Origin of the sequence: Pseudoalteromonas sp. UCD-33C (genome assembly GCF_001306895.1) — a bacterium.
Taxonomy (GTDB): Bacteria; Pseudomonadota; Gammaproteobacteria; order Enterobacterales; family Alteromonadaceae; genus Pseudoalteromonas.
This window is the reverse complement of sequence record NZ_LJTB01000020.1, coordinates 12,139-37,878: the sequence shown is the minus strand read 5'-3', so window position 1 is coordinate 37,878 and position 25,740 is coordinate 12,139. Positions and strand designations below refer to the sequence as shown.

General features: G+C 40.8%; 19 protein-coding genes, 2 tRNA genes and 3 pseudogenes. 15 read left to right on the top strand and 9 right to left on the bottom strand.

Annotated features, from left to right (window positions below; all coding sequences use genetic code 11):
• The first annotated feature begins 54 nt into the window (after positions 1–54).
• Entirely contained in the window at positions 55–360 is a 306-nt protein-coding gene (locus tag AOG26_RS19850) for an H-NS histone family protein (RefSeq protein WP_054564036.1), read from the top strand.
• Positions 361–428: 68 nt separating this feature from the next.
• On the top strand, positions 429–2,174 hold the full coding sequence (locus AOG26_RS19845) for a DEAD/DEAH box helicase (protein ID WP_054564035.1): 1,746 nt from the start codon (positions 429–431) through the stop codon (positions 2,172–2,174).
• A gap of 25 nt (positions 2,175–2,199) precedes the next feature.
• Here the strand turns inward: AOG26_RS19845 and AOG26_RS19840 are convergent, their stop codons facing one another.
• Complete coding sequence (locus AOG26_RS19840; protein ID WP_054564034.1) at positions 2,200–2,532, bottom strand: ribonuclease E inhibitor RraB; 333 nt, start codon at positions 2,530–2,532, stop codon at positions 2,200–2,202.
• Positions 2,533–2,703: 171 nt separating this feature from the next.
• Here AOG26_RS19840 and AOG26_RS19835 point away from each other — a divergent pair, with 171 nt between their 5' ends.
• The 6 genes and pseudogenes from AOG26_RS19835 (at position 2,704) to AOG26_RS19810 (ending at position 13,819) form a co-directional block, all read left to right on the top strand.
• Positions 2,704–4,431 carry an autotransporter assembly complex protein TamA gene (locus AOG26_RS19835; RefSeq protein WP_054564033.1) on the top strand — a complete coding sequence of 576 codons (1,728 nt, stop codon included), beginning with the start codon at positions 2,704–2,706 and terminating at the stop codon, positions 4,429–4,431.
• Positions 4,431–7,941 (top strand): annotated as a pseudogene (locus AOG26_RS19830) (translocation/assembly module TamB domain-containing protein). Before AOG26_RS19835 ends, AOG26_RS19830 begins: the two are co-directional and overlap by 1 nt.
• Positions 7,942–8,032: 91 nt before the next feature.
• A complete protein-coding gene (locus tag AOG26_RS19825; RefSeq protein WP_054564032.1) occupies positions 8,033–8,923 on the top strand; it encodes a peptidylprolyl isomerase in 891 nt (296 codons plus the stop codon).
• 213 nt (positions 8,924–9,136) lie between these two features.
• Positions 9,137–13,027 (top strand): ATP-dependent RNA helicase HrpA, encoded by a 3,891-nt coding sequence (gene hrpA, locus AOG26_RS19820; RefSeq protein ID WP_054564031.1) that lies wholly within the window; start codon positions 9,137–9,139, stop codon positions 13,025–13,027.
• Between the two features lie 139 nt (positions 13,028–13,166).
• Entirely contained in the window at positions 13,167–13,514 is a 348-nt protein-coding gene (locus AOG26_RS19815; RefSeq protein WP_268795275.1) for a response regulator, read from the top strand.
• A gap of 8 nt (positions 13,515–13,522) precedes the next feature.
• Positions 13,523–13,819 carry a PilZ domain-containing protein gene (locus AOG26_RS19810; RefSeq protein WP_054564030.1) on the top strand — a complete coding sequence of 99 codons (297 nt, stop codon included), beginning with the start codon at positions 13,523–13,525 and terminating at the stop codon, positions 13,817–13,819.
• On the opposite strand, the gene AOG26_RS19805 is transcribed toward AOG26_RS19810, so the two are convergent.
• Entirely contained in the window at positions 13,816–15,006 is a 1,191-nt protein-coding gene (locus AOG26_RS19805; protein WP_054564029.1) for a class I SAM-dependent methyltransferase, read from the bottom strand. The two genes, AOG26_RS19810 and AOG26_RS19805, sit on opposite strands and share 4 nt — an antisense overlap.
• Positions 15,007–15,141: 135 nt before the next feature.
• Here AOG26_RS19805 and AOG26_RS19800 point away from each other — a divergent pair, with 135 nt between their 5' ends.
• Complete coding sequence (locus AOG26_RS19800; RefSeq protein WP_054564028.1) at positions 15,142–15,789, top strand: HD domain-containing protein; 648 nt, start codon at positions 15,142–15,144, stop codon at positions 15,787–15,789.
• The gene (locus AOG26_RS19795; RefSeq protein WP_200907881.1) at positions 15,782–16,183 is read left to right on the top strand and encodes a VOC family protein; all 402 of its coding nucleotides are present in this window, start codon (positions 15,782–15,784) and stop codon (positions 16,181–16,183) included. The genes AOG26_RS19800 and AOG26_RS19795 overlap by 8 nt, the downstream gene beginning before the upstream one ends.
• 12 nt (positions 16,184–16,195) lie before the next feature.
• On the opposite strand, the gene AOG26_RS19790 is transcribed toward AOG26_RS19795, so the two are convergent.
• Together AOG26_RS19790 and AOG26_RS19785 are read right to left on the bottom strand one after the other, a co-directional pair.
• A complete protein-coding gene (locus tag AOG26_RS19790) occupies positions 16,196–17,185 on the bottom strand; it encodes a response regulator (RefSeq protein WP_054564026.1) in 990 nt (329 codons plus the stop codon).
• Positions 17,182–20,511 (bottom strand): PAS domain S-box protein, encoded by a 3,330-nt coding sequence (locus AOG26_RS19785; RefSeq protein ID WP_054564043.1) that lies wholly within the window; start codon positions 20,509–20,511, stop codon positions 17,182–17,184. Before AOG26_RS19785 ends, AOG26_RS19790 begins: the two co-directional genes overlap by 4 nt.
• A 137-nt stretch (positions 20,512–20,648) precedes the next feature.
• On the opposite strand from AOG26_RS19785, the gene AOG26_RS19780 reads away from it, so the two are divergent.
• Complete coding sequence (locus AOG26_RS19780) at positions 20,649–21,719, top strand: GGDEF domain-containing protein (RefSeq protein ID WP_054564025.1); 1,071 nt, start codon at positions 20,649–20,651, stop codon at positions 21,717–21,719.
• On the opposite strand, the gene AOG26_RS19775 is transcribed toward AOG26_RS19780, so the two are convergent.
• Positions 21,716–22,696 carry an ion channel gene (locus tag AOG26_RS19775; RefSeq protein WP_054564024.1) on the bottom strand — a complete coding sequence of 327 codons (981 nt, stop codon included), beginning with the start codon at positions 22,694–22,696 and terminating at the stop codon, positions 21,716–21,718. The genes AOG26_RS19780 and AOG26_RS19775 overlap by 4 nt on opposite strands.
• Before the next feature lie 102 nt (positions 22,697–22,798).
• On the opposite strand from AOG26_RS19775, the gene AOG26_RS19770 reads away from it, so the two are divergent.
• Positions 22,799–23,479, top strand: a complete 681-nt coding sequence (locus tag AOG26_RS19770) for a M48 family metallopeptidase (protein ID WP_054564023.1) — start codon at positions 22,799–22,801, stop codon at positions 23,477–23,479.
• Here AOG26_RS19770 and AOG26_RS21125 read toward each other — a convergent pair.
• Positions 23,425–23,583 (bottom strand): annotated as a pseudogene (locus AOG26_RS21125) (pentapeptide repeat-containing protein); the annotation flags it as partial. The gene AOG26_RS19770 and the pseudogene AOG26_RS21125 overlap by 55 nt on opposite strands.
• Positions 23,584–23,647: 64 nt before the next feature.
• Here AOG26_RS21125 and AOG26_RS21120 point away from each other — a divergent pair.
• Positions 23,648–23,794: pseudogene (locus tag AOG26_RS21120) on the top strand (hypothetical protein); the annotation flags it as partial.
• Here AOG26_RS21120 and AOG26_RS19765 read toward each other — a convergent pair.
• Together AOG26_RS19765 and AOG26_RS19760 are read right to left on the bottom strand one after the other, a co-directional pair.
• Positions 23,758–23,842: transfer RNA gene (locus AOG26_RS19765), tRNA-Tyr, on the bottom strand. The pseudogene AOG26_RS21120 and the gene AOG26_RS19765 overlap by 37 nt on opposite strands.
• Before the next feature lie 49 nt (positions 23,843–23,891).
• A tRNA-Tyr gene (locus AOG26_RS19760) sits at positions 23,892–23,976 on the bottom strand.
• 112 nt (positions 23,977–24,088) lie between these two features.
• On the opposite strand from AOG26_RS19760, the gene AOG26_RS19755 reads away from it, so the two are divergent.
• Both AOG26_RS19755 and AOG26_RS19750 read left to right on the top strand, forming a co-directional pair.
• Complete coding sequence (locus AOG26_RS19755; RefSeq protein WP_054564022.1) at positions 24,089–24,604, top strand: VC2046/SO_2500 family protein; 516 nt, start codon at positions 24,089–24,091, stop codon at positions 24,602–24,604.
• A gap of 173 nt (positions 24,605–24,777) precedes the next feature.
• A complete protein-coding gene (locus tag AOG26_RS19750) occupies positions 24,778–25,077 on the top strand; it encodes a DUF6172 family protein (RefSeq protein ID WP_054564021.1) in 300 nt (99 codons plus the stop codon).
• A gap of 74 nt (positions 25,078–25,151) precedes the next feature.
• Here the strand turns inward: AOG26_RS19750 and AOG26_RS19745 are convergent, their stop codons facing one another.
• Entirely contained in the window at positions 25,152–25,592 is a 441-nt protein-coding gene (locus AOG26_RS19745; protein WP_054564020.1) for a hypothetical protein, read from the bottom strand.
• Positions 25,593–25,740 lie beyond the last annotated feature (148 nt).

Genomic DNA, 25,740 nt, shown 5'->3' with positions numbered 1-25,740 from the left:
TACTAGCTACTGTTGAACATTTAACTTAACTTTTAATACTTAAGAGAGCTCTCAATGAAAGAAATCCGATCTTTTGTGAAATCTGCGTCATTATCTGAATTAGAAAAAGCAAAACAGCTAATTGACACAGCAATCGAGAAATATACTCAACAGCAAGAAGCTAAAAAAGAAGTACTCGATCTACTAAAAGAAAAAGGACTTACATTAGAAGATTTACAAGATGTTGCTTCAACAGATAAGCGTACTAAGGTAAAACCAAAGTACCGCATCGAATTTAATGGCGAAATTGTTGAATGGACAGGCCGTGGCAAACGTCCTAAAGCATTCCAAGGTGTCGATTTAACAAAACACCTCGCTTAATTTTTGCTTTAAAGAATATCAAGGGAAGCGTATGCTTCCCTTTTTTATGTCGATTATAGTCCGATAACATGAAGTACGTACTTAGACCCTACCAACAAGAGGCCGTAGCACGCACGGTTGCTCACTTTCGACAAACAGATGACGCCGCACTGATTGTTTTACCAACAGGGGCTGGAAAAAGCCTTGTTATTGCTGAACTTGCGCGCATTGCTAAACAAAAGATTATGGTGCTCGCGCATGTTAAAGAGTTAGTAGAGCAAAACGCCGAGAAATATATTAGCTTTGGTTTTAAGGCGAGTATTTTTTCTGCGGGGTTAAAGCAAAAGTCTTTAACAGAGCAAGTCACCTTTGCGAGTGTGCAATCACTGGCACGCAATACAGAAAAGCTCACTGATGCTTACTCTTTGTTGATCATTGATGAATGCCACCGTGTAAGCGGTGATGAACAAAGCCAGTACGGGCTGGTGATAGCGAGTCTAAAAAAACAAAATCCCAATCTTAAAGTACTTGGCTTAACCGCAACACCATTTCGTATGGGGATGGGTTGGGTTTACCATCATCACTATCATGGTTTTGTTAGAGGTGATAAAGATGCACCGTTTAAAAAGTGTATTTTTGAGTTACCACTGCGCTATATGATCAAGAACGGCTATTTAACGCCGCCCCATGAAGTCGATGCAGCCATTAGCCATTATGACTTTTCATCATTACCGAGTGATTCATTTGGTCGGTATAGTATTGAGAATATGAATGCGTTATTGAAAGATAATACACGCGCAACAAAAGCGATTATCAAGCAAGTTATAGAATACAGTGAACAGCGTCATGGCGTGATGATCTTCGCAGCAACCGTAATGCATGCCAAAGAAATTACCAGTTACTTACCTGAGGATAGTACGGCACTTATCACGGGTGATACTGATAATGACGAGCGTGACCGAATTATTAATCAATTTAAAGCAAAAAAAATAAAGTATTTAGTAAATGTATCTGTACTCACGACGGGCTTTGATGCGCCTCATGTCGATTATATTGCGATTTTACGTCCCACCGAGTCAGTCAGTTTATACCAACAGATTGTTGGTCGAGGCCTTCGTTTAAGCGAAGGAAAAAAAGACTGCTTAGTGATTGATTATGCAGGTAACGGCTTTGATTTGTTCTACCCAGAGGTCGGCAGTAAAAAAGCGCAAAGTGATAATGAGCCTGTTCAAGTGCTGTGTCCAGGCTGTGGATTTGCGAATATTTTTTGGGGTAAAACAGACAGCGAAGGCAAAGTGGTTGAGCATTTTGGTAGGCGTTGCCAAGGCTTGCTGGACGATGGTGAAGAACAAGTACAGTGCGATTATCGTTTTCGATTTAAAGAATGTGAGCAGTGTGGTGAACAAAATGATATTGCTGCAAGGCAGTGTCAGTCCTGTGGTGCCATGATGGCAGACCCTGATGATAAACTACGAGAAGCACTAAATTTAAAAGATGCCTTGGTATTAAGGTGTAGTGGTTTGTCAGCTCAGGTGATCGCAAAAGGTTTACTTAAAATTAGCTATTATGATGAAGATGGAGCCAGTTGTGATGAGGTATTTAACTTAGCAAATGACACCGGACGATTTATTTTTAATAAGCAGTTTGGTAAGCGAGCAGCACTTGGTTTTACCCCGATTGAATGGCAAAGCGCTGAGCAGGTTGTCAATTTACAACAGCAACTACTTGCCCCCGATTTTGTGATTGCGCGTAAAAATAAAAAATACGGTTGGAAAGTGGCTGAAAAGCTATTTGATTATCAGGGCAATTTTCGTAAGGCGAATCAATTAAATTGATCCCCTTACGAGATTGTGGAATGGCTTATTCTTCTTCGGCCATCAACCCCCAACCATCGCCATAACCATTATGGCTATTAGCAATGCTTTCTAAGTATTGTTCTGTTTGGCTAAGTAAGGTGTGATCTGGCACCATCTTCACACGAGTTATTACTTCCCACACCCCTGTATCTGGGCATTTGGCTAACTCTGTTGAAGGGGCAAGTTCATCACTTGTAATTGCTTCAGCAAATTTTTCTGCTTCAGGCTTTTGTTCAAAAAGAATATAGAAATCGATAGTTTGCATACTGGTTAAATCGACACCAGCGTCAGCAATTTCAGCTAATAATTGACCGTTTTCGTCATCAGGGAAGTGCATTTAGTCGCTCATTCATTATAAATCTAGGTATTATCCGCTATTGTAGCGAAAATAATTGTTTAACGCGTACTAATTTTAACATTTCAATTATGTCAGTGGCTATTGCACTGTGCTAGTATCTTTTTGTACTCATTTTAGATTATGACTCTTCCAAAAAAGTAAGGATATTTTTTGTATACTCGGCATTTCTTTTTTGTCTTTGTGTTTATCTGCTTTTCATACAGCCAGCACGCAATTAGTGCCTCAACTGTTATTAAAGATTATAAAATTCAAGGGATCAGTGATGATCTCGAAAAAAACGTTGAGCTTTACATTAAGCAACTGGTCAATGAAAAAACTTCTAAGGCATTAAGGCGTCACGCTAAAAGCCAAGTTGAAATGAGTTTAAAGGCGCTTGGTTATTATAAGCCGGTAATCAAAATTAGTTTCGATGATGCTCAGCAGCTTTTAATTGTTGATGTTCAACGTGGTCCTGCTACCCGTATTGCAGATATTAACGTGACTATCACGGGTGCCGGTAAAGATGACGCTGAATTTATGTCTGCCGTCAACAGCATCAAAATCAAACAAGGTGACTTTTTAAATCACGGTAAATATGAAGCCGCAAGAAAACGTATTGAAAGCCAACTATTAGACTTAGGCTATTTTGATGCAAAATGGCATGAGCATAAATTGGCAGTTTCGCTAAAAAATAATAGCGCAAAAGTCATTTTCAATGTCGATACTGGGCCCCGTTATCAGTTTGGTGACATCACAATTGGTGGTGAGACTCCAGCCGAAAAATACATTCGTTCGCTGGCTGAATTTAAACAAGGTCAGCCTTATAATGCGACCGAGATTTCTGATTACAACTTAGCATTGTCGAGCACCCCTTACTTTGCCAGTGTTCGTGTGTATGCAGATATTGCAAAACGTAAAAATAATCAAGTGCCTGTCAACGTTGATGTATTACACAAACCTGCCAATAGTTATGAAGTGGGTGGCGGTTATAGCACTGACCTTGGACCAAAAGTCCGTTTCAAATGGACCAAGCCTTGGATCACCGAAGATGGTCATTATTTAGAAAGTAACCTCAATGTATCTGAGCGCCAGCAAGATATTTCACTTGGCTATACGGTGCCAGTTGACGACCCTAATGATGATCTTTGGCGCTTTTCTGTGGGTTACAAGCTTGAAGATGAATTAACCAATGATTTATACAGTCGTATATTCACGGGACAGCTTCAGCGGCAGTGGCTCACTGATGACGATTGGGTACGTACTGCTTTTCTAAGACGCGATTACGAGACCTATCGAATAGGGGATGAAGAACAAAGCGCAAAAATGCTGATGCCTGGTATTAGTTATGCCAAAAAAGACACCGAGGGGGGCACAACGCCTTATGAAGGCTATCAATGGATGATGTCAGTAGAGTTTGGTTTAAAAGATATGATGTCTTCAACCAATATTTTGCGCTTACAACTGCAAAATGCCTGGTTAACTACTTTTGCAGAACGCCATATGCTGTTTTTAAGAGCCAATCTAGGTGCCATGTTGGTCGATAATATAAATGATGTGCCGTTATCACTGCGTTTTTATGCCGGTGGTGATCAGAGTGTACGTGGTTTTGCCTATGAATCTATCTCCCCTGAAGATGAAAAAGGGCGCCTAATTGGTGGTAAATATTTAATGAGTGGCACTGTTGAATATAACTATCAATTCGCTGAACATTGGCGCGCAGCCTTATTTGTCGATAGTGGTACTGCGACTAATGATTTTAGTGATCGCGTCGAAGTCGGTGCCGGTTTTGGTTTTCGGTATTTAACGCCAGTTGGTCCTGTACGTATCGACCATGCTTGGGGTTTAACAAAAGAAAGCAAAAGTACCCGATTAAGTATTACCATAGGGCCTGAAATCTAATGAAGATGTTAAAAAAGATAACCAAGGTTCTATCAATCACGTTGGCAAGTCTGCTAGTTATTGTGTTTTGTTCGCTATTCACCGCGCCCGGTAATCACTTTATTGCATACACAGCGAATAAGTTAGTTGATGGTTTAAAAATCAACCTGCCATCTGGTCGTTTTTTATATAACGATGCGTTTGATGTTCACTTTGAAAATCAAGGCATCAAGCTTGAGGCAAAGCAGCTAAAAATTGATTTATTCTGGTGGCGTTGTGATGGTATCTGCCTAGATAATTTAAGCGCCCAGTCGATTGATCTAAGCATTAAAAGCCAAGCTGCATCAACTGAGCAGAGCACGGAAGCTGAGCCTGAAGCTGAGCAAGCTGGTCAAATCAACTTACCAATGAAAGTTGCTGTTAAGCGAGTTGCAATTAATCGCTTTAATCTTGCGCACCCGAGCGCCGATGTAACAGTCAACAAATTAAACTTAAGTGGTCGCGGCGAAGAATCGGATATTACAGTGGATACACTGACCATTGCTGATGTTGCTGTGATGCTACACGAAGCAAAAGAGCAGCCTAAATCAACGCCATTAACAGAGCTGCCAGCATTACCATCACTCGATATTACGCTACCGATTAATATTGAGTTAAAGCAATTTCAAATCAGTAAAGTTGCTGTAACCCCTTATGGTGTTGAAGAGGCTCAGCTTGTAGAAAATATTGAATTAGTTGCGTCTGCTAAGGGCAGCGATATTAATCTTGAAAAGCTTGCTGCAAGTTATCAGCAATGGCAATTGCACTCTAATTTAATGGCAGAGCTTTCTGGTGAAAATACAATTGAGGGAGCAGTGTCTGTAAAAAGCACTGAGCATCAAGCGAAGTTATCGCTTTCAGGCCCGCTTGAGGATTTAACGTTAGATTTAGTAACGCAAGGAGCGTACCCAGCAGAGTTAAAAGGGGCTGTTAACCTAAAACAAACAAATTACCCATTTGATTTAACAGGCCAGATAGCAAAGTGGCAAATTACGACAGATACACAACAGCTGCAATTATCGGACTTTGATTTAAAAGCCAAAGGCCATGCCGATGCTTATGCTGTCGATTTGAGCCTAGTAACGCAGTTAGACGCATTACCTGCAATGACTGTGAAATCGCAATTACACGGTAGTTTAACAAACGCAAAACTTGAGCAGTTAAGCCTCAATGCGAATGACAGTAAAGCAGACATTAACGCATCAGTTGATTGGTCGAACGGGGTAAAAAGCGAGTTTAAAGGGGTTTTAAGCCACTTAAAAGCCCAATACTTAACGGATGCATTAAGCAGTGATTTATCTGGTGAATTTAATGGTTCATTTAATTTACAGGCAGGTGAGTGGCAGCTTGCCTTAGATAACACGCAATTAAATGGTTCAGTTAATGAAGTGCCAGTGACCTTATTGTCGGATTTTGAACTTGATAGCAGCCTGCATGCGAGTTTTAAAAAACTTGAAGTGAAAAGCGGTAAAAATGAAATTGCGCTATCGGGACAGGTTGATGACGTATGGCGTGTAGACGGTAAATTGCGTCTAGATGCAAGTGGTCAAGATATCTTGCCTATGCAAGGCAAGGGGTTTGCTGATTTGAGCTTACGTGGTGAGCGTCTTGCGCCAACGGTTGATTTAAATCTAGTCCTTAATACATTGAGCTATCAAGATATTCAGGTTGATGGTTTAACATTAAAAGGGCAATTTGATTACGCAGCAGATTGGCAAACGGATGTGTCACTGGTGCTCGATTCTGCATCGATCGCAGAGCATAAAATTAATCAAATTGAGTTAGACGCCAGTGGCGATAAAACAGATCATCATTTAACTTTTTTACTCGATGCAGATCAAGGCAAGGCATCATTTGATGTAGACGGTAAATTTAATAAAGAGACCTGGCAAGGTGCGCTAAGCCAAATTCTTGTTACCGATAATCAGGTACGCTTTGGCACTGATAAACCGGTTAATATCCAAGTAAATACCAAAACCTTTGACTTTAATGTAGGCGCGCATTGCTGGCAAAGTGATAACTCAAAACTATGCTTTGAGACCTTGCAGCAAACTATCTTTAATTGATGACGCAAATGTTTATAAATTACCGATAGAGGTTTTAGATATCTCGGCAATGAGCGATGCGCAAACGGGTAAACTTAATGCCACAGTTGATTCATCTGTATTAGGTAAAGTGACGTCAGAGCTCAACATTGATGATATTCAAAATCAACAGACCTTAGCGGGCGACTTGGTTATTGAGAAAATTGAGTTAACAAACCTACGACCTTTTATTGCTTCACTTGAGCAATTAACAGGCGACATCAAAGGTCGATTAGCAATCGCAGGTACTTTAAAAGAGCCATTACTCAATGGTGATTTTGATGTCGAAAAAATCAATCTAGAAGGGGCAACTTTGCCTGTATCGCTGCAAAATTCCTATGTAAACATTGCCTTTAATAACCAAAGTGCGAAGCTCACGGGTGAGCTCAAAGACACACAAGGCGGCGCGCTTAATTTATCTGGCGGTGTTGATTGGCAGCAAGATTTACCTGACGTTGACGTGAAGTTAAACGGTAAAGAGTTTTTTGTGCGTGCTCAGCAAGATGTCACCTTTAAAGTGTCTCCAGACTTAACTATGTCGTTAAAAAATAATGCGTTTAATCTTGATGGGCAAGTTGTAGTGCCATGGGGAAGAATTGCGATTGAAGAGCTACCAGAGGGAGCTGTGCAAGTCAGTGATGATGAAGTGATTGTTGATATTGAGCAGCAACAGTCAGAAAAAGTCCCCTTTGATTATGCCATTAACTTAAAGGTGTTGGTTGAAAATGATGTGCGCGTTGACTCGTTCGGCTTACAGTCGAAAGTTGAAGGCGACATTAATATCAGCATGGACCAAGTTACGCCGATGATAGCAACGGGTGAGTTGAACCTAGTTCAAGGTACCTATCGTGCTTTTGGTCAAGACTTGCAAATTCGTACCGGTCAGGTGGGCTTTAGTGGCTCAATTGATAAACCGTACTTGAACATTAAGGCAATTCGTAATCCAGACAACACCTCGAATGGCGTGATTGCGGGTATTACCTTAACTGGTAATGTTGAACAGCCTTCATTAAAAGTATTCTCAGAGCCTGCGATGGACCAAGCCCAAGCATTGGCTTATTTATTAAATGGTCAACCTCTTGATGAAGGAGATAGTTCAACCGATGCGATGCTCACCCAATTACTGCTTGCCCAAGGTGTAAACCGTAGTGAAGGTGTGGTATCTAAAATTGGTGAAAGCTTTGGTTTGTCTGATGTTAGCTTAAGTTCAAGCGGTAGCGGGGATGACACCAAAGTTGAAATATCTGGCTATGTTACACCAGGTATTCAAGTAAAATACAGTGTCGGTATTTTTGATTCACTAAGTGAAGTGGCAGTTCGTTATCAATTGTTGTCGCAATTGTATATTGAGGTCACCAGCGGCCTTTATCAAAATGTTGATATTCTTTATAAATTTGATTGGGACTAATATCTCTACTTGTCACCAAACATCGCTTTTACTTGCTTATTAGGGCATAAGTTAATAGGCTGAATTGTCAATTACTTAAAAGATAATAACAATGAAATTAAGTCTATTAACTCTGTGTCTTGGCGTAGTTTTAGCTGCACCAATTACTGCAAAAGAAACAAGCCAAAAACGTTCCGCTGGCGAAATCATTAAAACCGCAAATAGCAGTGAGTGGCGAAAAGTCAGTGCCGAAAACGTCATTAAATTAACCTTACCTACGGGGGCTGCTTATATCGAACTAAACGATAAACTAGCGCCTATTCACGCAAATAACATGCGACAGCTTGCCAAAGAAGGGTTTTATCAAGGCCTGAGTATGTATCGCTTTGTTGAAGGATTTGTTGCGCAGGGCGGGGATGCCAGCGAAAGTAAACCTGTTAAAAATGCCAAAAAAGGGTTACCTGCTGAGTTTTATCTACGCACCGAGGCTCCTTTAGCGATTACAGAGCTTAAAGGGCCTGATGGCTATGCCGCTAAAACGGGCTTTTTAAATGGCTTTGCTGTGGCACAAAACCAAAGCCAAACCGAAACATGGCAAGTACATTGCCCAGGAATTTTTGCTATGGCCCGCGGTAATGATATTAATTCCGGTGGTACCGAATTTTATGTCACCATCGGTAATAGCCAGCGCTATTTAGACCGTAATATCACCGTGTTTGGTCGTGTTTTAGAAGGCATGGAGCACTTTAACCTATTGCAGCGTAAAGCCACTGAAGGTCAGCCATTTAACCTCATCACAGATATGCAAGTATTAGCAGATATTAAAGATACAGATAACAGTGAATTTCGGGTGATGAAAACAGACTCAAATGCCTTTAAAGACCTCATCGAAGCGCGTAAAAATCGAGTAGAAGCGTGGTTTGTTGAAAGCCCTGATTACATCGATGTTTGTGCAATGCCAATTCCAACCGAGAGGATTATGCCAACTCGCAATAATACTTAATCATTTTGAGGGATTAAATCTGTCGCTAACTGCGTTAAAAATCTCTCATTTAGAACAACTAAATAACGAAATTTTTGCCTTGTTATCAACGAGATTTTATTGCCTCAAAACTGTTCACTTAATTAAGCTAATTGGCATAAATAAAGCCATGACCACCTGATAGATTATTTGATACAATATCAGTCTATTGGTTAAGAAATATAAGGGTATCGGGTGGTTAACCTAGGTCCGCTGTTCGGCGAATTAAAAACGTGTTTACGCAAAGATCAATTCATCTTCAAAAAACGCCTTCATGGTATTAAAAAAATCAACGATGAAACTAAGCAAGCAAACATAGCGCAAAAAATAGCAGAAGATATTAGTCGTTCGCAGCAATTGCGCGAGCAACGTTTGGCTGCCTTGCCTAAAGTGACCTACCCAGAGCAACTTCCTGTTAGCCAAAAGAAAGATGACATTAAACAGGCGATTGCCAATAACCAAGTGGTGATCATTGCCGGTGAAACTGGCTCTGGTAAAACGACGCAGATCCCAAAAATGTGTTTAGAGCTTGGCCGCGGTGTTGATGGATACATTGGCCACACCCAGCCACGCCGACTCGCGGCTCGAAGTGTCGCGAATCGTATTGCAGAAGAAATGCAATGCGAGCTAGGTCAACAAGTGGGTTTTAAAATTCGTTTTAGTGACCAAGTTTCTGACAATAGCTATATTAAATTGATGACAGACGGTATTCTGCTGGCTGAAATTCAACAAGACAGATACCTAAATCAGTACGATACTATCATCATCGATGAAGCCCACGAACGTAGCCTGAATATCGATTTCATTTTAGGCTATTTAAAAAATTTACTGCCAAAACGTCCTGACTTAAAAGTTATTATTACCTCAGCGACGATTGACCCAGAGCGTTTTTCTAAACATTTTGATGATGCACCCATCATCGAAGTATCCGGTCGAACTTTCCCAGTAGAGGTTCGTTATAGACCAACCACTGAAATCAACAAAGATGAGATGGAAGCGGATGGTGACCAATTACAGGGTATTTTTGATGCCGTTGATGAGCTGTGCGATGAAGGCCCTGGCGATATTCTGATTTTTATGAATGGTGAACGAGAAATTCGCGATACCGCTGATGCGTTATCAAAGCGAAACCTCAAAGGCACGGATGTTTTACCGCTCTATTCGCGTTTATCAAACGCAGAACAAAACCGAATTTTTGCGCCGCACAGCCGTCGTCATATTATTTTAGCCACCAACGTGGCTGAAACATCACTAACGGTGCCGGGTATTCGCTATGTTATCGATCCAGGTACTGCGCGCATCAGCCGTTATAGCTACCGTACTAAGGTACAACGATTACCAATTGAGCCAATTTCACAAGCCAGTGCGAATCAGCGTAAAGGTCGCTGTGGTCGTATCGAAGCGGGTATCTGTATTCGCTTATACAGTGAAGAAGACTTTAACTCGCGCCCTGAGTTTACTGATCCTGAAATTTTACGCACTAACTTAGCTTCTGTTATTTTGCAAATGCTTGGTTTGGGGCTTGGCGACATGCAGCAGTTCCCGTTTGTGCAAGCGCCAGATAGCCGTAATATCAACGATGGTTTAACGCTACTTGAAGAACTCGAAGCAATTAAGCCAGCTAAACGCCATAAAAAGACTGAGCTTACGAAATCAGGCAGAAGCTTAAGCCGTTTACCGGTTGATCCACGGTTAGCTAAAATGGTGCTGACTGCCGATGGCTTAGGTGCACTGCGTGAAGTGATTATTATAGTTGCGGCATTGTCGATTCAAGACCCAAGAGAGCGACCACAAGAAAAACGTGGTGCAGCGGATGAAAAGCATGGCCGTTTTGATGACCCTGATTCAGATTTTATCGCCTTTTTAAATCTGTGGAATTACCTTGAAGAGCAGCAATCTGAATTGAGCAATAGCCAGTTTAGAAAGTTATGCCAAAAGGACTTTTTAGCCTATATGCGTATTCGCGAATGGCAAGATATTGTTTATCAGCTATCAACGTTATGTAATGAAATGGGCATGAAGGCCACTACAAATGTTGCTGATAGCGAGCGAATTCATCAATCTTTATTAAGCGGTATGTTAAGTCATATTGGTTTTAAAGATGAAAAACAAATTTATAAAGGCGCCCGCAACAGCCAATTCCATATTTTCCCAGGTTCAGGATTATTTAAAAAGAGCCCAAAATGGATTATGTCGGCAGAGCTTGTTGAGACCAGTAAGCTTTATGCGCGGATCAACGCGCGCATAGACTTGAAATGGGTTGAAGGCTTTGCACAGCATTTAGTAAAGCGCAGCTACAGTGAACCGCATTGGGAGAAAAAGCCGGGTGCAGTTATCGCGTTTGAGCAGCAAACCTTGTATGGACTATTAATTGTTAATAAGCGCCGCTGTGTATACAGCAATATTGATCCAAAAGTAAGTCGCGAGTTGTTTATTCGCACCGCTTTAGTAGAGCAAGAACTGGGTCAAAATGAAGGCTTTTTACAATATAACCAAGAGTTAATTGAAGATATTCAGGTTCTTGAAAATAAATCTCGCCGCCGTGATATTTTAGTTGATGAACAAACCCTGTTTGAATTCTACGACAAGAAAATTCCACAAGATGTAAATAATCGTGCCGCGTTTAATAAGTGGTGGAAAGGACAAAAACAAAAAGATAAACGCTTTTTGCATATGTCTCGAGAAGAATTAATGCAGCATGGTGCTGATCATGTTACCGAGTTTGATTACCCAGATACTTGGCAGCAAGAGAACTTATTATTACCACTGGCATATCACTTTGATCCAGGGCAAGCCGTCGATGGTGTTGCGGTACAAGTTCCGGTAGCGCTGTTAAATCAAGTTCAAGAAACTGGCTTTGATTGGCATATTCCTGCATTTAGACATGAATTAATTTGTGCGCTTATCAAGTCGCTACCAAAAACGATTCGTCGCAACTTTGTGCCTGCGCCAAACTACGCCGATGCGGTACTTGCTGCAATCGAGCCGATGCAAGGCAACCTAATTGATGCAATTAGCACGCGCTTATTACGTATGACAGGTGTGCGTGTTGAGCCTGATGCATGGGATTTATCAACCCTTGCTCCGCATTTACGCTTACAGTTTGAAGTGCGCGATGAACACGATAAGTTACTCGCTCGCGGTTTAAATTTATCTAAACTAAAAGCCCAGTTACAAGGTAAGGTAACGGATACCTTATCGAAAGTAGCCGACAAGGGTATAGAAAAAGCTGATTTGACTGAGTGGAGCTTTGGCGAGTTACCAAGCTCTTACGTGAAAAAACAAGGTCAATATGAAATCAAGGCGTTTCCAGCGCTGGTGGATAAAAAAGGCTCAGCTGCGGTTGAGCTATTTGATAATGAACACAAAGCACAGCAAGCGCACCAACAAGGTTTACGCCGCTTAGTGTTATTAAATGTGCCATCACCAATTAAGTATTTACAACAAAACTTACCAAACAAATCTAAATTAGGTTTGTACTTTAATCCGTTTGGTAAGGTCAATGACTTAATTGATGACTGTATCGCTGCAGCCGTCGATAGCCTATTAACTAAATACGGCAACATTCGCACAGCAGATGCATTTGAAAAAGCGAAAGAGCAAATTCGCGGTGAGCTTGGTGATACGGTTGTTGAGATCGCTACCCAAGTAGAGCAAGTGCTAAGTATTGCTCATGGCTTAAATAAACGTATGAAAGGACGCGTTGATTTAACCATGATAACAGCGCACGGTGATATTAAATCACAGTTACAAAGCTTAGTTTTCAAAGGCTTTGTTAGCCAGCACGGCGCAGCAAAAATGACGGATTTAATTCGTTACTTAAAAGCCATTGAACGCCGCCTAGAAAAGCTCCCTGTTGATCCTAATCGTGATAGGTTGTGTGTGCTTGAGCTTGAAAAAGTAGCTGAGCAATATCAAAAATTAGCTAATAAAATTCCTAAGGGTATGCCAATTCCTGAAGAGATCAGTGCGATATTTTGGATGCAACAGGAGTTACGTGTTTCTTTATTTGCACAAACACTAGGGACACCTTATCCTGTATCTGCTAAACGTGTTTTAAACGCAATCAAAGAATGTGAGTTATAATACTAAGGAATGAGCAATGAGGTTAGCGCCTCCTTGCTTTAAGTTACAAACACAGATGCTAAAAGGAGATTATGTGGGCATTGAAAAGGAAAAACCGATCTCAGTTCCTGAGCGTACGGTAAATCGACCGCGACCAACTATTTTGGTCGTCGATGATGAATATTTTAATTTTGAAATGCTCAAAGCAAGCCTTGGGGATGAGTTCTCATTAAGTTATGCAAACTCAGGCGCATCGTGTTTAACTTCAGCCATTGCAGAGCCGCCAGATGCTATACTACTAGATGTTTGTATGCCGGGCTTAGATGGTTATGATACCTGCCGATTACTAAAAAACACCCCAGAAACAGAGCAAATTCCTGTTGTCATGGTGTCTGGCCTTGAAACCGAGCTTGAACAAAAAGCGGGGTTTGATGCCGGGTGTGACGCCTATGTAGTGAAGCCTTTTTCTGTTAAAACATTAATAGAGAAAATAAAAACACTGGTATAGGAGGCCATATGTTTCATGAGGAAAAACGCGACTTTCGCCGCATGCAAATTCATACCCCTGCAAAACTAATCCCATTAGATGTTGTTAATGGCGAAGAAATTCAGGCTATGTGCACTGATTTAAGTGCAACAGGGCTGGCAATTCACCTTGATGAAGTTTTAGAAATAGGCAGTCTGTATCGGGTGTTAATTGCTTCGACTAGCACGGCTATTACCTCATTTGATGCAACAGCCCGTGTGATACGAGCAACCAAGGAGCAAGATGGCTCCTTGAGTGCCGGTTTAGAAATTGTAAGTTTTAACTAGTAAACCTTACAGATCAGGCCTTTAAGATAAAAGCCTTCTGGGTAGCTGCCAGCAATTGGGTGGTCGGCAGCTTGGTTTAATCGTTCCATGATCAACAAGTCTTTACCTGCATCAAGGGCTGCATCCGCAACCACTTTTTGAAATAAATTTTGTTCCATTAATCCAGAGCACGAGAAAGTGAGTAAAGTGCCACCTGGTTTTAAGATTTGCATCGCAATCATATTAATATCTTTATAACCACGGCAAGCACCGGTTAATTGCGCTTTGTTGTCAGCAAATTTTGGTGGATCCATAACGATAGTATCAAATTGCACACCTTCATCACGGTATTGGCGCAACAACTTAAAGACATCTTGTTTAACGAAATCAACTTTAGACAAATCAAGGTTGTTATGCTCAACGTTACGCTTAGCCGTATCAAGTGCTGGCTGTGATACATCGACGTTAGTAACGTGTTTACAACCACCACGCAAAGCATAAAGCGAGAAAGTACCTGTGTAGCTAAAGCAGTTTAATACTGTTTTGTCTTTAACAAAGCGCTCAAGAGCTGCACGACTATCACGTTGGTCTAAGTAAAAGCCAGTTTTGTGGCCTTCAAGAATGTCTACTTCGAGTTTTAAGCCATTTTCTTCAATGACGACTGGCTCTGTTGGTTCTTTACCCCAAAGTACGCCCTTGATTGGCTCAAGGCCTTCTTTAGTACGAACATCAACATCTGATCGCTCATAAATATCGCAACCAGGGAAAATGGCCATAAGTGCAGCAACAATTTCACCTTTATGGCGCTCTGCACCGGCACTAAGCAGTTGGCACACCAGTACATTATCAAATTTATCGATAGTGATGCCTGGTAAGTAGTCAGACTCTGCAGCACTTAAACGAAAACCCGTTAAGCCGCCTTCGCTGATCACCTGTTCGCGCGCAGCATAGGCACGGCGCAAACGCTTTTCAAAAAATGCTTGGTCAATGATTTCGTTTTGATCGAAGCTCCATACGCGAGCACGTATTTGTGATTGCGGGCTGTAAGCTGCAATCGCTAAAAACTTACCGTCATTGTCATAGATTGTGACAGTATCACCTAGTCCTGGCTTACCTTTTACTTTTTTAATGGCTTTTGAGAACACCCAAGGGTGTTTTCTTTTTAATGATTTTTCTCGTCCAGCTTGCAGGTAAATAGCAGATGACATAGGGATTCTCGCGTCAAACAAAAGGGGGCATAGTTTAATGAAGCACTAGCAAACATACAATGAATGTTTTGAACAAATCTAGTAAGCACGCTAAAGTAAGCATAATTTCAATCAGTTAATGGTGATAGCCAGTATATGCAGCCAGAAATAGACTTTGCAGCTTTAGAAACTCAGTGTCGAGACTTTATTTTGTCTTTACTCCATGCCGATGTCGCACACGATATTAGTCATATTGAGCGAGTAGTGAGGGTTGCAAAACAATTATGTATTGCCGAGCAGGCAGAAATGGCTGTGGTGTTACCCGCAGCTTGGTTACATGATTGTGTTGCAGTTGCTAAAAACCACCCAGACAGGGCAAAAGCATCGACCATGGCTGCAGATAAGGCGTTAAGTTTTTTAGCCTCAATTAATTATCCTGAGCAGTATTTTAGTGCTATTCATCATGCTATTGCGGCACATAGCTTTAGTGCCAATATCAAAGTCCAAAGTGTCGAAGCGCAAATTGTGCAAGACGCGGATCGAATGGATGCATTAGGTGCAATTGGTGTGAGTCGCTGCATGAAAGTAGGGGGCTCAATTGGTCGTTATCTGTATCATAAAGACGATCCATTTTGCTTAAACCGCGAACCTGACGATACAAAATACACCCTCGATCATTTCTTCATTAAGCTGTTACACATTAGCGAGAGTATGAACACGCCATCGGCAAAAGATGAAGCTAAACGACGCACAGCTTACATGCTCGAATTTTTAGAGCAGTTAAAAACCGAAATTGGTGAGTAACATGGCTATTCCATCTTTATGTGGTGTTGATCATTGCCACTTAAATGTTGATGATTTATCGGCTGCGCTAAAGTGGTATGAGCAAGTACTTGGCTTTAATGTTGTACCAGAGCTTGCTTTTTGGGATGAAGGAAAAGGGCCTTTAACCTTAGAGGACCAAGCAAAGACAATTCGTTTAGCACTCTTTGAAGCAGACGGTAGAAGCAAAGGTATTGCTTTTGGCGCAAGTGCAGCACAGTTTTTAGCATGGCTTGAGCATCTCGCTCAGTTTGATGTTAAAACATTTGTTGCTGACCACGGTGTTACTTATTCAATGTATTTTAAAGATTGTGCTGGTAATAGCCATGAAATTACTTCGCATGATTACGATGCAATTAAAAAAGGCCTCAAATGAGGCCTTAATATCTCAGCTCGTATAAGTGTTTTTGATTTCTATGATGCTATCTATTTGACCAATAAATAAATCAACTAGTTGCGGGTCAAAATGCTTACCAGCTTCGTCTTTCAATAAGTCGAGCGCTTCTTCAACCGACCAGGCTTTTTTATAAGGGCGTTTTGAGGTTAAAGCATCAAACACATCTGCAATGGTGACAATACGCCCTTCAATACTGATTTCTTCGCCTTTCAGGCCATACGGATAACCCGTACCATCCCATTTTTCATGGTGTTCAAGGGCAAGCTTATGCGCAAGTTGTAATAGCGGCGAAGTTGAGTTCTCTAAAATCTTCGCACCGATTAAGGCATGTTGTTTCATGTGCTCGTATTCGTTTTCGTTTAAGCGCCCAGGCTTTAATAGTACTGAATCAGGAATGCCTATCTTACCAACGTCATGCATAGGCGCTGCCTGTTTAAGCTGCTCGGCCTCGTACTCACTCATGCCATAGGCAAGGGCGAGTACTTTACTGTAGCGGCTCATTCTTGCAATGTGCTCACCGGTGTCGGTGTCTTTATATTCTGCGGCGCGGCCTAAACGTTGGATCAAATCAATGTGGGCTAATTGCAGTTGCTCAGCTTGCACTAATGATAAATGATTTTTAACCCGCGCCCTGACAATCGCAGGGCTAATTGGTTTGGTAATATAATCGACTGCACCTAGAGCAAAGCCTTCAGACTCATCCTGCTCATGAGAAAGTGCGGTAACAAAGATAACAGGAATATGAGCAGTTTTAGGGTTTGCTTTTAACACTTTACAGACTTCGAAACCGCTCATATCTGGCATCATAATATCGAGCAAAATCAACTTAGGAGGTTCATTCTCAATAAGCTGAAGAGCAAGCTCGCCAGATTTTGCAAACGATAAGCGATAATCGTTAGCGAGTACTTCACGGATCACTTTTAAATTGGCTGGTTCATCATCGACGACCAAAATTCTTGCACGTTCTGAGATTTGCGTCATAGGTGTTCCTTAGCAGCTTGGAGAGTGTGCTTTAAAGCTGATAAAGCAGTGCTTGCTGCATCAAAGTCAAAGTTTTCAAAATGCGCACAAATTTCAACAACCTGATCTTGGTAGGTTGCCGGTGCTTGGGATTGCACTTGGCTTAATAAATCATCGTCTATCTCTGCATGCTCAGCTTGCGCTTGCAGTGCCTCAATTTGGCTAATAAATGCGCCCAGCGACGTTTCGTGTATGGGTTGCTGTTGTGAACTACACTGCGGCTGTTCTGCAAGTAATGCAATCAGCGTTTGCCATTCGTGTTCGCACTCGGCAATGAGTGTAGGGAAGCTTTCCTTTTCACGTTCTTTCTCAGCGTTTGATAACAAGTATAATAATTTTGCTAGTGCTAAATTACCCGCGACTCCTTTAAGAGTATGCAAAATTGCTTTTTGTTCGTCTTCACTGAGTTTCTGATCCTTCAGTCGTAGAATACTCTGTTGATGATTGCTTAGGAATAAGCCAATTTCCGTATTTAATTTCTCTTTGCTTCCCCACATCAAAACACCTTTGTCGTAGTTGATGTGCTTTTTCTCATCACCGACTTTATTGTTAGTGATTTTATTTACTTCTAAACCAAGCACTTTCGCAATTTCATGGTTCAGCTGGTTAATATCAACGGGTTTATTTGCAAAGCCATTCATACCGGCCTGCTTTGTAGTAATTTTATCTTGTTGTAAAACACTCGCCGTCAACGCGATGATAGGTGTAATTTTTAAGCATCTGATTTTCTCTATTTCGCGGATTTCTTTACAGGCCGTAATGCCATCACATTCCGGCATATGTATATCCATCAAAATCACATCAAAGCTTTGCTGTTCAAATGCTGCAATGGCTTCAAGACCATTGTGAGCCGTACTGATGGTGTGCCCAGCTTGCGATAATAAAATGTTCAGTAGCTCAACATTTTGCTCAATGTCATCAACCACTAATATGCGAAGTTTTGGTAAGTTTAATTGATTACAAGTTAGGGTATCGACTTGGCTGATATCACCTTCCTGTAAAGGAAGGCTAAAGTAGAAGCAGCTGCCTTTACCTTCTTCACTAATAGCACCAATTGAACCACCCATTAACTCAACAAGCTGCTTACTAATAGTGGTGCCAAGACCTGTGCCACCAAATCGGCGTGTCATGGTGCCGTCGGCTTGTTCAAATGGCAGGAAAATAGCATCTAAGCGGTGCTTGGCTATGCCAATACCGCTGTCTTGTACTTCGAAAAACAATTGTTTATTTTGAGTTTGACTCACCGTAATTGTGACAGACCCTTGCTCGGTAAATTTAATTGCATTCCCGATGAGATTATTCATCACTTGGCGAATGCGAGACTCATCGCCAATATAAATAGGCGCAACACTATCAGCGATAATCAAATCAAGCAGAATATCTTTACGCTTCGCTTCAAGCCAAAAAGTCGAGACGATATTGTCGAGCAAGGCTTGTAAGTTAAAGTGCTCTGCCTGAATATCGAGTTTGCCTTTTTCTAACTTTGCAGAATCTAGTACTTCATTAAGCAAATGCAGCAGTGAGCGAGCTGATTTATTGACGGTAATAATATGTTTTTGTTGCTCTTTACTAAGAGGACTATCCATTAATATGTCGCTAAAGCCGATTATTGCATTCATTGGCGTGCGTATTTCATGGCTCATGTTTGCCATAAATGATTGTTTTGCTTGTGCTGCGGCTTCAGCTTCTTGTTTTGCTTTTTTGAGTGATTCTTCATATTCGTGACGAGCGGTGATATCGATAAGTACACCATCGATCCACTTTTGTTCAGAATCACTATTTTCGTTAATTGTTCCTTGGTCTAAAACCCACACAACTTTGCCATTTCGGTGGCGAATGCGGTACTCAACCGCATATTGGTTTTTTTCAGCTATGGCTTTTTCCATAACTTCATCAATATGCGCTACATCATCGTTATTAATGATTTGAGCAAATGTAACTGTGCCATCGGTAAACTCTTCAGGGCTGTAACCTGTTAAGTCAGAAACACTGGGGCTTATAAACTTCATCGTCCAGTGTTCATCTAACAAACAACGAAATACAGCGCCTGGGGTATTGTTCATTAAGGTACGATATTGTTTCTCTTTTTCTTCGAGACTTTGCTGTAGTGCACGTTGCTCTGTTAAATCGGTTATAAAGCCAACAAACAGTGTTTCTGCGTTAGGCTGTTTTACTTCACCAAGGCCAAGTCGAATAGGAAATAAATGACCATCTTTGTGCTTCGCAAACACATTACGGTTAACGCCAATCACTTTTTTAACTTCATGCCTGCTACTATCAGCTAAGTAACCATCATGTTGCGCGGCTATATCGTCGTTCATTAATAGTTTTACGTTTTTGCCCAGCACTTCGTCTTGGCGCCAACCAAAAATAGTTTCTGCTGATTTATTAAAGCTTAAAATAATGCCATGAATATTAATTGTTACGATGCCATCTATTGCAGTGCCTAAAATGGCATCCAAGCGCGACTCTTCTGCTGATTTTTCTGCCAGTAATAAGCGAAAACGCACCATGCCGTTAATAATCCCAACCAGAGCAGTCAATAATACGGTAGCAAATGAAACGCTAATGGCGATAAAAGTAAGTTGCGACGTTTGAACGTTTTCAGATAACAAAGGTGAGGTTGCAACAAAGCGGGTGGCGGCCATTCCCATATAGTGCATACCCGCTACAGCAAAGCCAAAGATAATGGCGCAAATGATGCGGGTTTGTAACACCGTAAGCTTTTTAAAGTGCTCGCCTAAGTGAAATCGCGCATATAAGCCGACAAAAGATAATGCAACAGCCACCACAATTGATGCTGCAAACCAAGCCGGGTCGTAGCGAAGCAGCGGACTCATTTGCATGGCGGCCATGCCCGAGTAGTGCATCGCACCAATGCCAGAGCCAAGTAATACAGAGCCAATGAGTAGCTTTATTGTTGTTGGTATTTGCTTTAAATCTTTGCGTTTCAAAAATGAAAATGCGGTATAGCAGGCTAAAAATGCAGGAATAAATGAAAAAAATGTCAGTGTAGGGTCGTACTCCACGGTGGTGCATAATGAAAAAGCCAGCATGCCGATAAAGTGCATACTCCAAATCCCACCTGACATCACCAAGGCACCTGTTGCACTGCCTAATTTACGGTACGAATCAAATTGAGTTCTATTTGCTAAATCAATGATATGGAGTGAAAAATAAGCAGCAAAAATAGCCGTAGCAATAGAAAGAGCAACTAAGCTTGGATCATAGACACCACTTACTATTAGGCTGGGGTTTTGATCGGTAATAAAAAATTTCGCGAGCATAATATTTTTTTGAAACGGCTTGTTATAGCAGTCTAATACAAATTGTTCTGAATTTAGAGAAAAACCTATCACTTAAGTACGTAGGATTCAAAACCTTGGCTATATTTAATTAAAAAGGAGTAGTTCGAGGTGGGTAGATGAGAAGAACCGAGCAAACTTTAGTTGAACAAATGCAAATTAATGATGTAGAAATTCAGCACAGAATGAGTTTATTAGGGCTGACTTCAAACAGTCTCTCATCATTATTAAACTACAAGCCCATTATAGAATCAGCCATTGAAAATGTGGTTAATGAGTTTTATAAAAAACAAACTGAAGTAGATGAAATTTCGTTATTAATTGGTGATGCGGATACTTTAACACGACTCAGAGATGCGCAAAGGCAGTATATAATCGATCTATTTTGCGGTCGTTACGAACATGAGTATGTTAATAACCGCTTACGGATTGGTATGGTGCATAAGCGTATTGGTGTTGAACCTAAGCTTTACTTATCGGCTGTGTGTACTTTAAAAGAGCTCATATTTAATGTACTTCGCACCACAATAAGCGATCAAGAAGAATTAAATCATACCCTTAACATCATTGATAAATTAATTTACTTTGATACGACCTTGGTCTTTGATACTTATATCGACAGCTTAGTGGGCGAAATTGAAAATGCGAAACGCCGCACCGAAGTGTATGCAAAAGGCCTTGAAGAAAAAGTTGCTCAGCGCACTCAAGAACTAGAGAAACTCGCTAAACTCGACCCACTCACCAACCTCTACAACCGGCGTGTCATGCAAGAGCTATTACAACGCGACCTTGCCAGAGCCAGACGTCACAAATCACCATTAACGGTTGTTTATTTTGATCTTGATGACTTTAAGTCAGTGAATGACACACAAGGGCATTTAAAAGGCGACGAAGTCCTTAAATATATAGGGCAATACTTACTTGAAAATATTCGCGAGATTGATATACCGTGCCGCTATGGAGGGGATGAGTTTTGTATCATTTTACCTGATTGCGAGTTAGATAGCGCTTTTAGTATTTGCGAAAAACTTATAGCCGCATTTGAACAACAATACCCTGAGCTGCATTTAAGCTTTGGTCTTATTGCAGCACCGCTTGATAGCACAGTAGATGCTGAAGAGTTAATTAATCGTGCCGACAAAAAAATGTATCAGGCAAAAGAGCATAAGGGTTCATACATCATGCGTTAGCGAGTCATGCGCTTTACAAAAACAACGACGAATAAAGCGAGCGAGAAGCTACCACAAAATGCTTCTATGGCTGCGATTAACCTCGAAAAACCTATTGGCGTAATGTCACCATAGCCAAGCGTTGTAAAAGTCACCACGCTGAAATAAAAACTATTCAGTAAGGCCGACAAATTGCTTTGAAATGAGTTTTCAAAGCTCAGCTGCATCACAGAATCTTGATAACTAACCCCAAATAAGAAATAACAAAATGCACAGCAAATAATGAGTGACAGACTAAAGCGAATGACATTTTCGGGCTTTTCGCCATAACCACATAACATATCTATAAAGCTAGAAGTAATTTGCTTGGTTGAGCCTTTGCGGTATTGCGCATGGCGCATTCTTAATTCTTTGTAGGTGAAGTTACCGGCGAGTTCAAAAAGTCCTTGATGCTCAGAGGCTTTTCTTAAATTGCGATATATTTCTTCAGATTGCTCAAATAAGTCTCGTGCTTCATCATGCTGCTTATTTTTACGTGCTTTAAATGCAGCCGCTTCTTGTAATAATTGGTCACCCAATTCGATATTATCAATTCGACTGTCGTTGAGTTTGATGCCCAATAAGTTGGTATTTTTTAAATCACAGTAATGCAAACTCGCACTATGTAAATTGGCTTTCATTAATGAAGCGTTGGCTATTTTATTATTAAATAAATGAGCGCCCGTTAAATTAGCACGATAAAAATTACAATAGGAGAGATCATAACCTTCTTCGTCATCCTGCTTGATTAAGTTAAGTCCTGAAAGGTTCGCTCTTTGCAATTGCAGGCCTTCTAATAAGCCACCTTTTTTTGCATAGCGCTCTAATTTTTGGGTTAGATCTAGCCCTGATTTATCAAATTTACTATCATGCCAAAAGCAAAATCCAGAGCCCATATCTGTTTCTTGGCACTTGTTACCTGTTGGTGAGGTATAACTACAACATGGTTTGTCAGGCATAAAGGTGAAAACTTATTTGTGAGTCATCTTTATAGATTAGCAGCTATTTAGCAGGGTAAAATGGAATATCTTATTTTTATTAATTGAATTGGCTTATCTTTGTTGGATTACACCCTAAAGCGCAGTAAACGCAGAACAACCGTGGCAATTAAAGTTGCCGAGCAGAAATTGACCGTTTATGCGCCTTTTTATGTTCCACAAACTGAGATTGATGCCTGGCTCAAGACCAAGCAAGATTGGGTCGTTGAACAAATAGCCAAACAATCCATTCATGCTGAAAACCGTCAACTACCATTAGTAAACGCCACTATTAAGTTGTTTGGGCAAAACGTGCCGATAGTATTTGCTAAAGGCCCGAAAAGTACGTGGCAACAAGATGCACAGTCTCAGCTTACCTTATCAATATCATCACGCGTCAAACATCAAGAAGCTAACTACCTAGCTTTGCTTGAACAGTTTTTACATGAAAAGCTTGAAAGCTATATTGAAATGCGTGTTCATGATTATTGTTTGCAGATGTCAGAAACATTACCGACAAAGCTTAAAATTCAACATTATAAACGTCGTTGGGGCAGTTGTAATAAACGCCGCGAGCTGACTTTTAATTTACATTTAGCAAGTGCGCCAACCTGGGTGATTGACTATGTGGTTGTACATGAGCTTGCGCATCTTTTACATATGAATCATAGCGCTAAGTTTTGGCAACGTGTGAACCAGTTTTATCCAAATTATAAAAAAGCCGAGCAATGGTTAAAAGCAAATGGAAGTAGTTTGAGTTGGTAGCTTAAGTTAGCGAGAGTAAAGTTAGCGAGAGTAAAGTTAGCGAGAGTAAAGTTAGCGAGAGTAAAGTTAGCGAGAGTAAAGTTAGCGAGAGTAAAGTTAGCGAGAGTAAAGTTAGCGAGAGTAAAGTTAGCGAGAGTAAAGTTAGCGAGAGTAAAGTTAGCGAGAGTAAAGTTAGCGAGAGTAAAGCTAGAAAGAGTAAAGCTAGAAAGAGTAAAGCTAGAAAGAGTAAAGCTAGAAAGAGTAAAGCTAGAAAGAGTAAAGCTAGAAAGAGTAAAGAGTGGTGGAGGGAGCTGGATTCGAACCAGCGAAGGCTGAGCCGTCAGATTTACAGTCTGATCCCTTTGGCCGCTCGGGAACCCCTCCACACAAATTTTTACTATTGCATTTGGCCCCACTTTTCTAAGAAGGAAAGTGGTGGAGGGAGCTGGATTCGAACCAGCGAAGGCTGAGCCGTCAGATTTACAGTCTGATCCCTTTGGCCGCTCGGGAACCCCTCCAATGCAACGGCGCTGATAATAGCAAACTTATTATTTAAGTAAAGAAAAAAACTAAAGAAAAATGCATAAATGCCGATAACTGGTTAATCAAGAAACTATTTGGCTAAAGACTATGCAAATTGATGGTTTGTTGCTCACAGAGAGCCAACTCGATAATCGTCTAAATAAAAGTGTTCACGAGCACCGCTCTGGAGAATTTGCTTTATTACTAGCAATGCTTTCTCATGATGCGCTCGATTTTAGCCAGTTTCACCTGCCAAAAACTGAATTAAGTAATCCTGAAGTATCTGAATCTGCTTTGCGCACCGAGTTAGGTGCAGGCCCCTCACAGCCATTAGCTCCCGAACAGTTTGATATGCTGATTGGGCAAGAAAATGCACTTAGACTATTGCAAGGTGGTTTATCAGACATCAGATTACGTCATTGTTTAAACCCAGAGCCACTGAATGTTCGTGATGATAAGCAACATGTGCCGCTAGAAGTGATTGATAACTGTGAGCCTGCAGTTAGAAAACGCTTTTATGAAAAAAATAAACCCGTTGAGCGCCCACAAATCGATGCAGCTGCATTTTATGATAGCCTTACTGACGAGGCGATACATCAACCTCTTCATTTAGCTACAGCTTAGGTATAAGTGGCTTAATCGAAATGTCATAGACTTCGAATACACTAAGAATAAGCTAAGAATAGACTTATATTTAAGTAAAACTGCAAAAAGTACAGCTAAATTAAGATGTGCTTGTTATAATAGCAGTCTATGGCTTAATGCCATTGTCATTGAACCAAGTTACTAGGACTATAATGAAGAAAACATTCACGCTAAACCACGAGAAAATTAAATATCCTCGTATGGTTGATGCAGCCAAGCACGAAGTAAAAAAATACTTAAAACGTGAGCGTAATAAAACACTCCCAGCAGGCGCCGACTATTGGGCGTTTGACTGTAAGTTTGGTGAATCAGCGGATGAGGCCAATGTCGTTCACGTGGCAGAGATTAATAAATGTATTAGCGATATCGAAGCAAAACAGCTTACATCGTTTTACGTTGAAATCTTAGCGCGTCCTGCACAGCGTCAACATCAAGAGTTTGACGAAGAGTAATATCCATACTGTTCTGCAGTAATACTCTTTCAAAAAAAGGGCCCTTTAGGCCCTTTTTTAGTTTTCGTAATTAATTATCGCGCAAATGGATCGGCATTAATTTTTTCTATGTACCACTTGCCTTTTTTACGCATCATTTTCACACTGCGCATATCATCAATTTTCTTACCATTAAAATAACCCGTAAAAATCAAATTGATGTTAGCTTTATCGCCATATTGTTCGCGTAGACTCATGTTAGTCATATCGACTTCAATCACTACTTCATCGTATTGCATATTAACCAGGTTACGAGCGAACTGCCCAGCGGTGCCATAAGATTTCATAATTCGCGCCATTTTAGGCGTGGCATATTCCATCGCAAGATTTAAATCGTTTTGGTTGTATAAAGCATCAAAATAGAGAGTCGCTACATTACCTGGGGTGTTTTTTTCGCCTTTTGGTGCGTCTTCAGAACCGCAACCGAAAAGAATGCTGCTACTTAGAAGGATAAAAGTTAAAAGTATATTTTTCATTGTTGTAGTTTTTCGAGTGAACTTAAAATTAAGTGTGTGACTAAATGAGCATGATGTAAAGTTAACTCGGTAAAATTATTGGTTTTATTTATTTTAGGTAATAAAAAAGGACGCATGCCTGCATCCTTTTTTAACAACTAAGTGATTC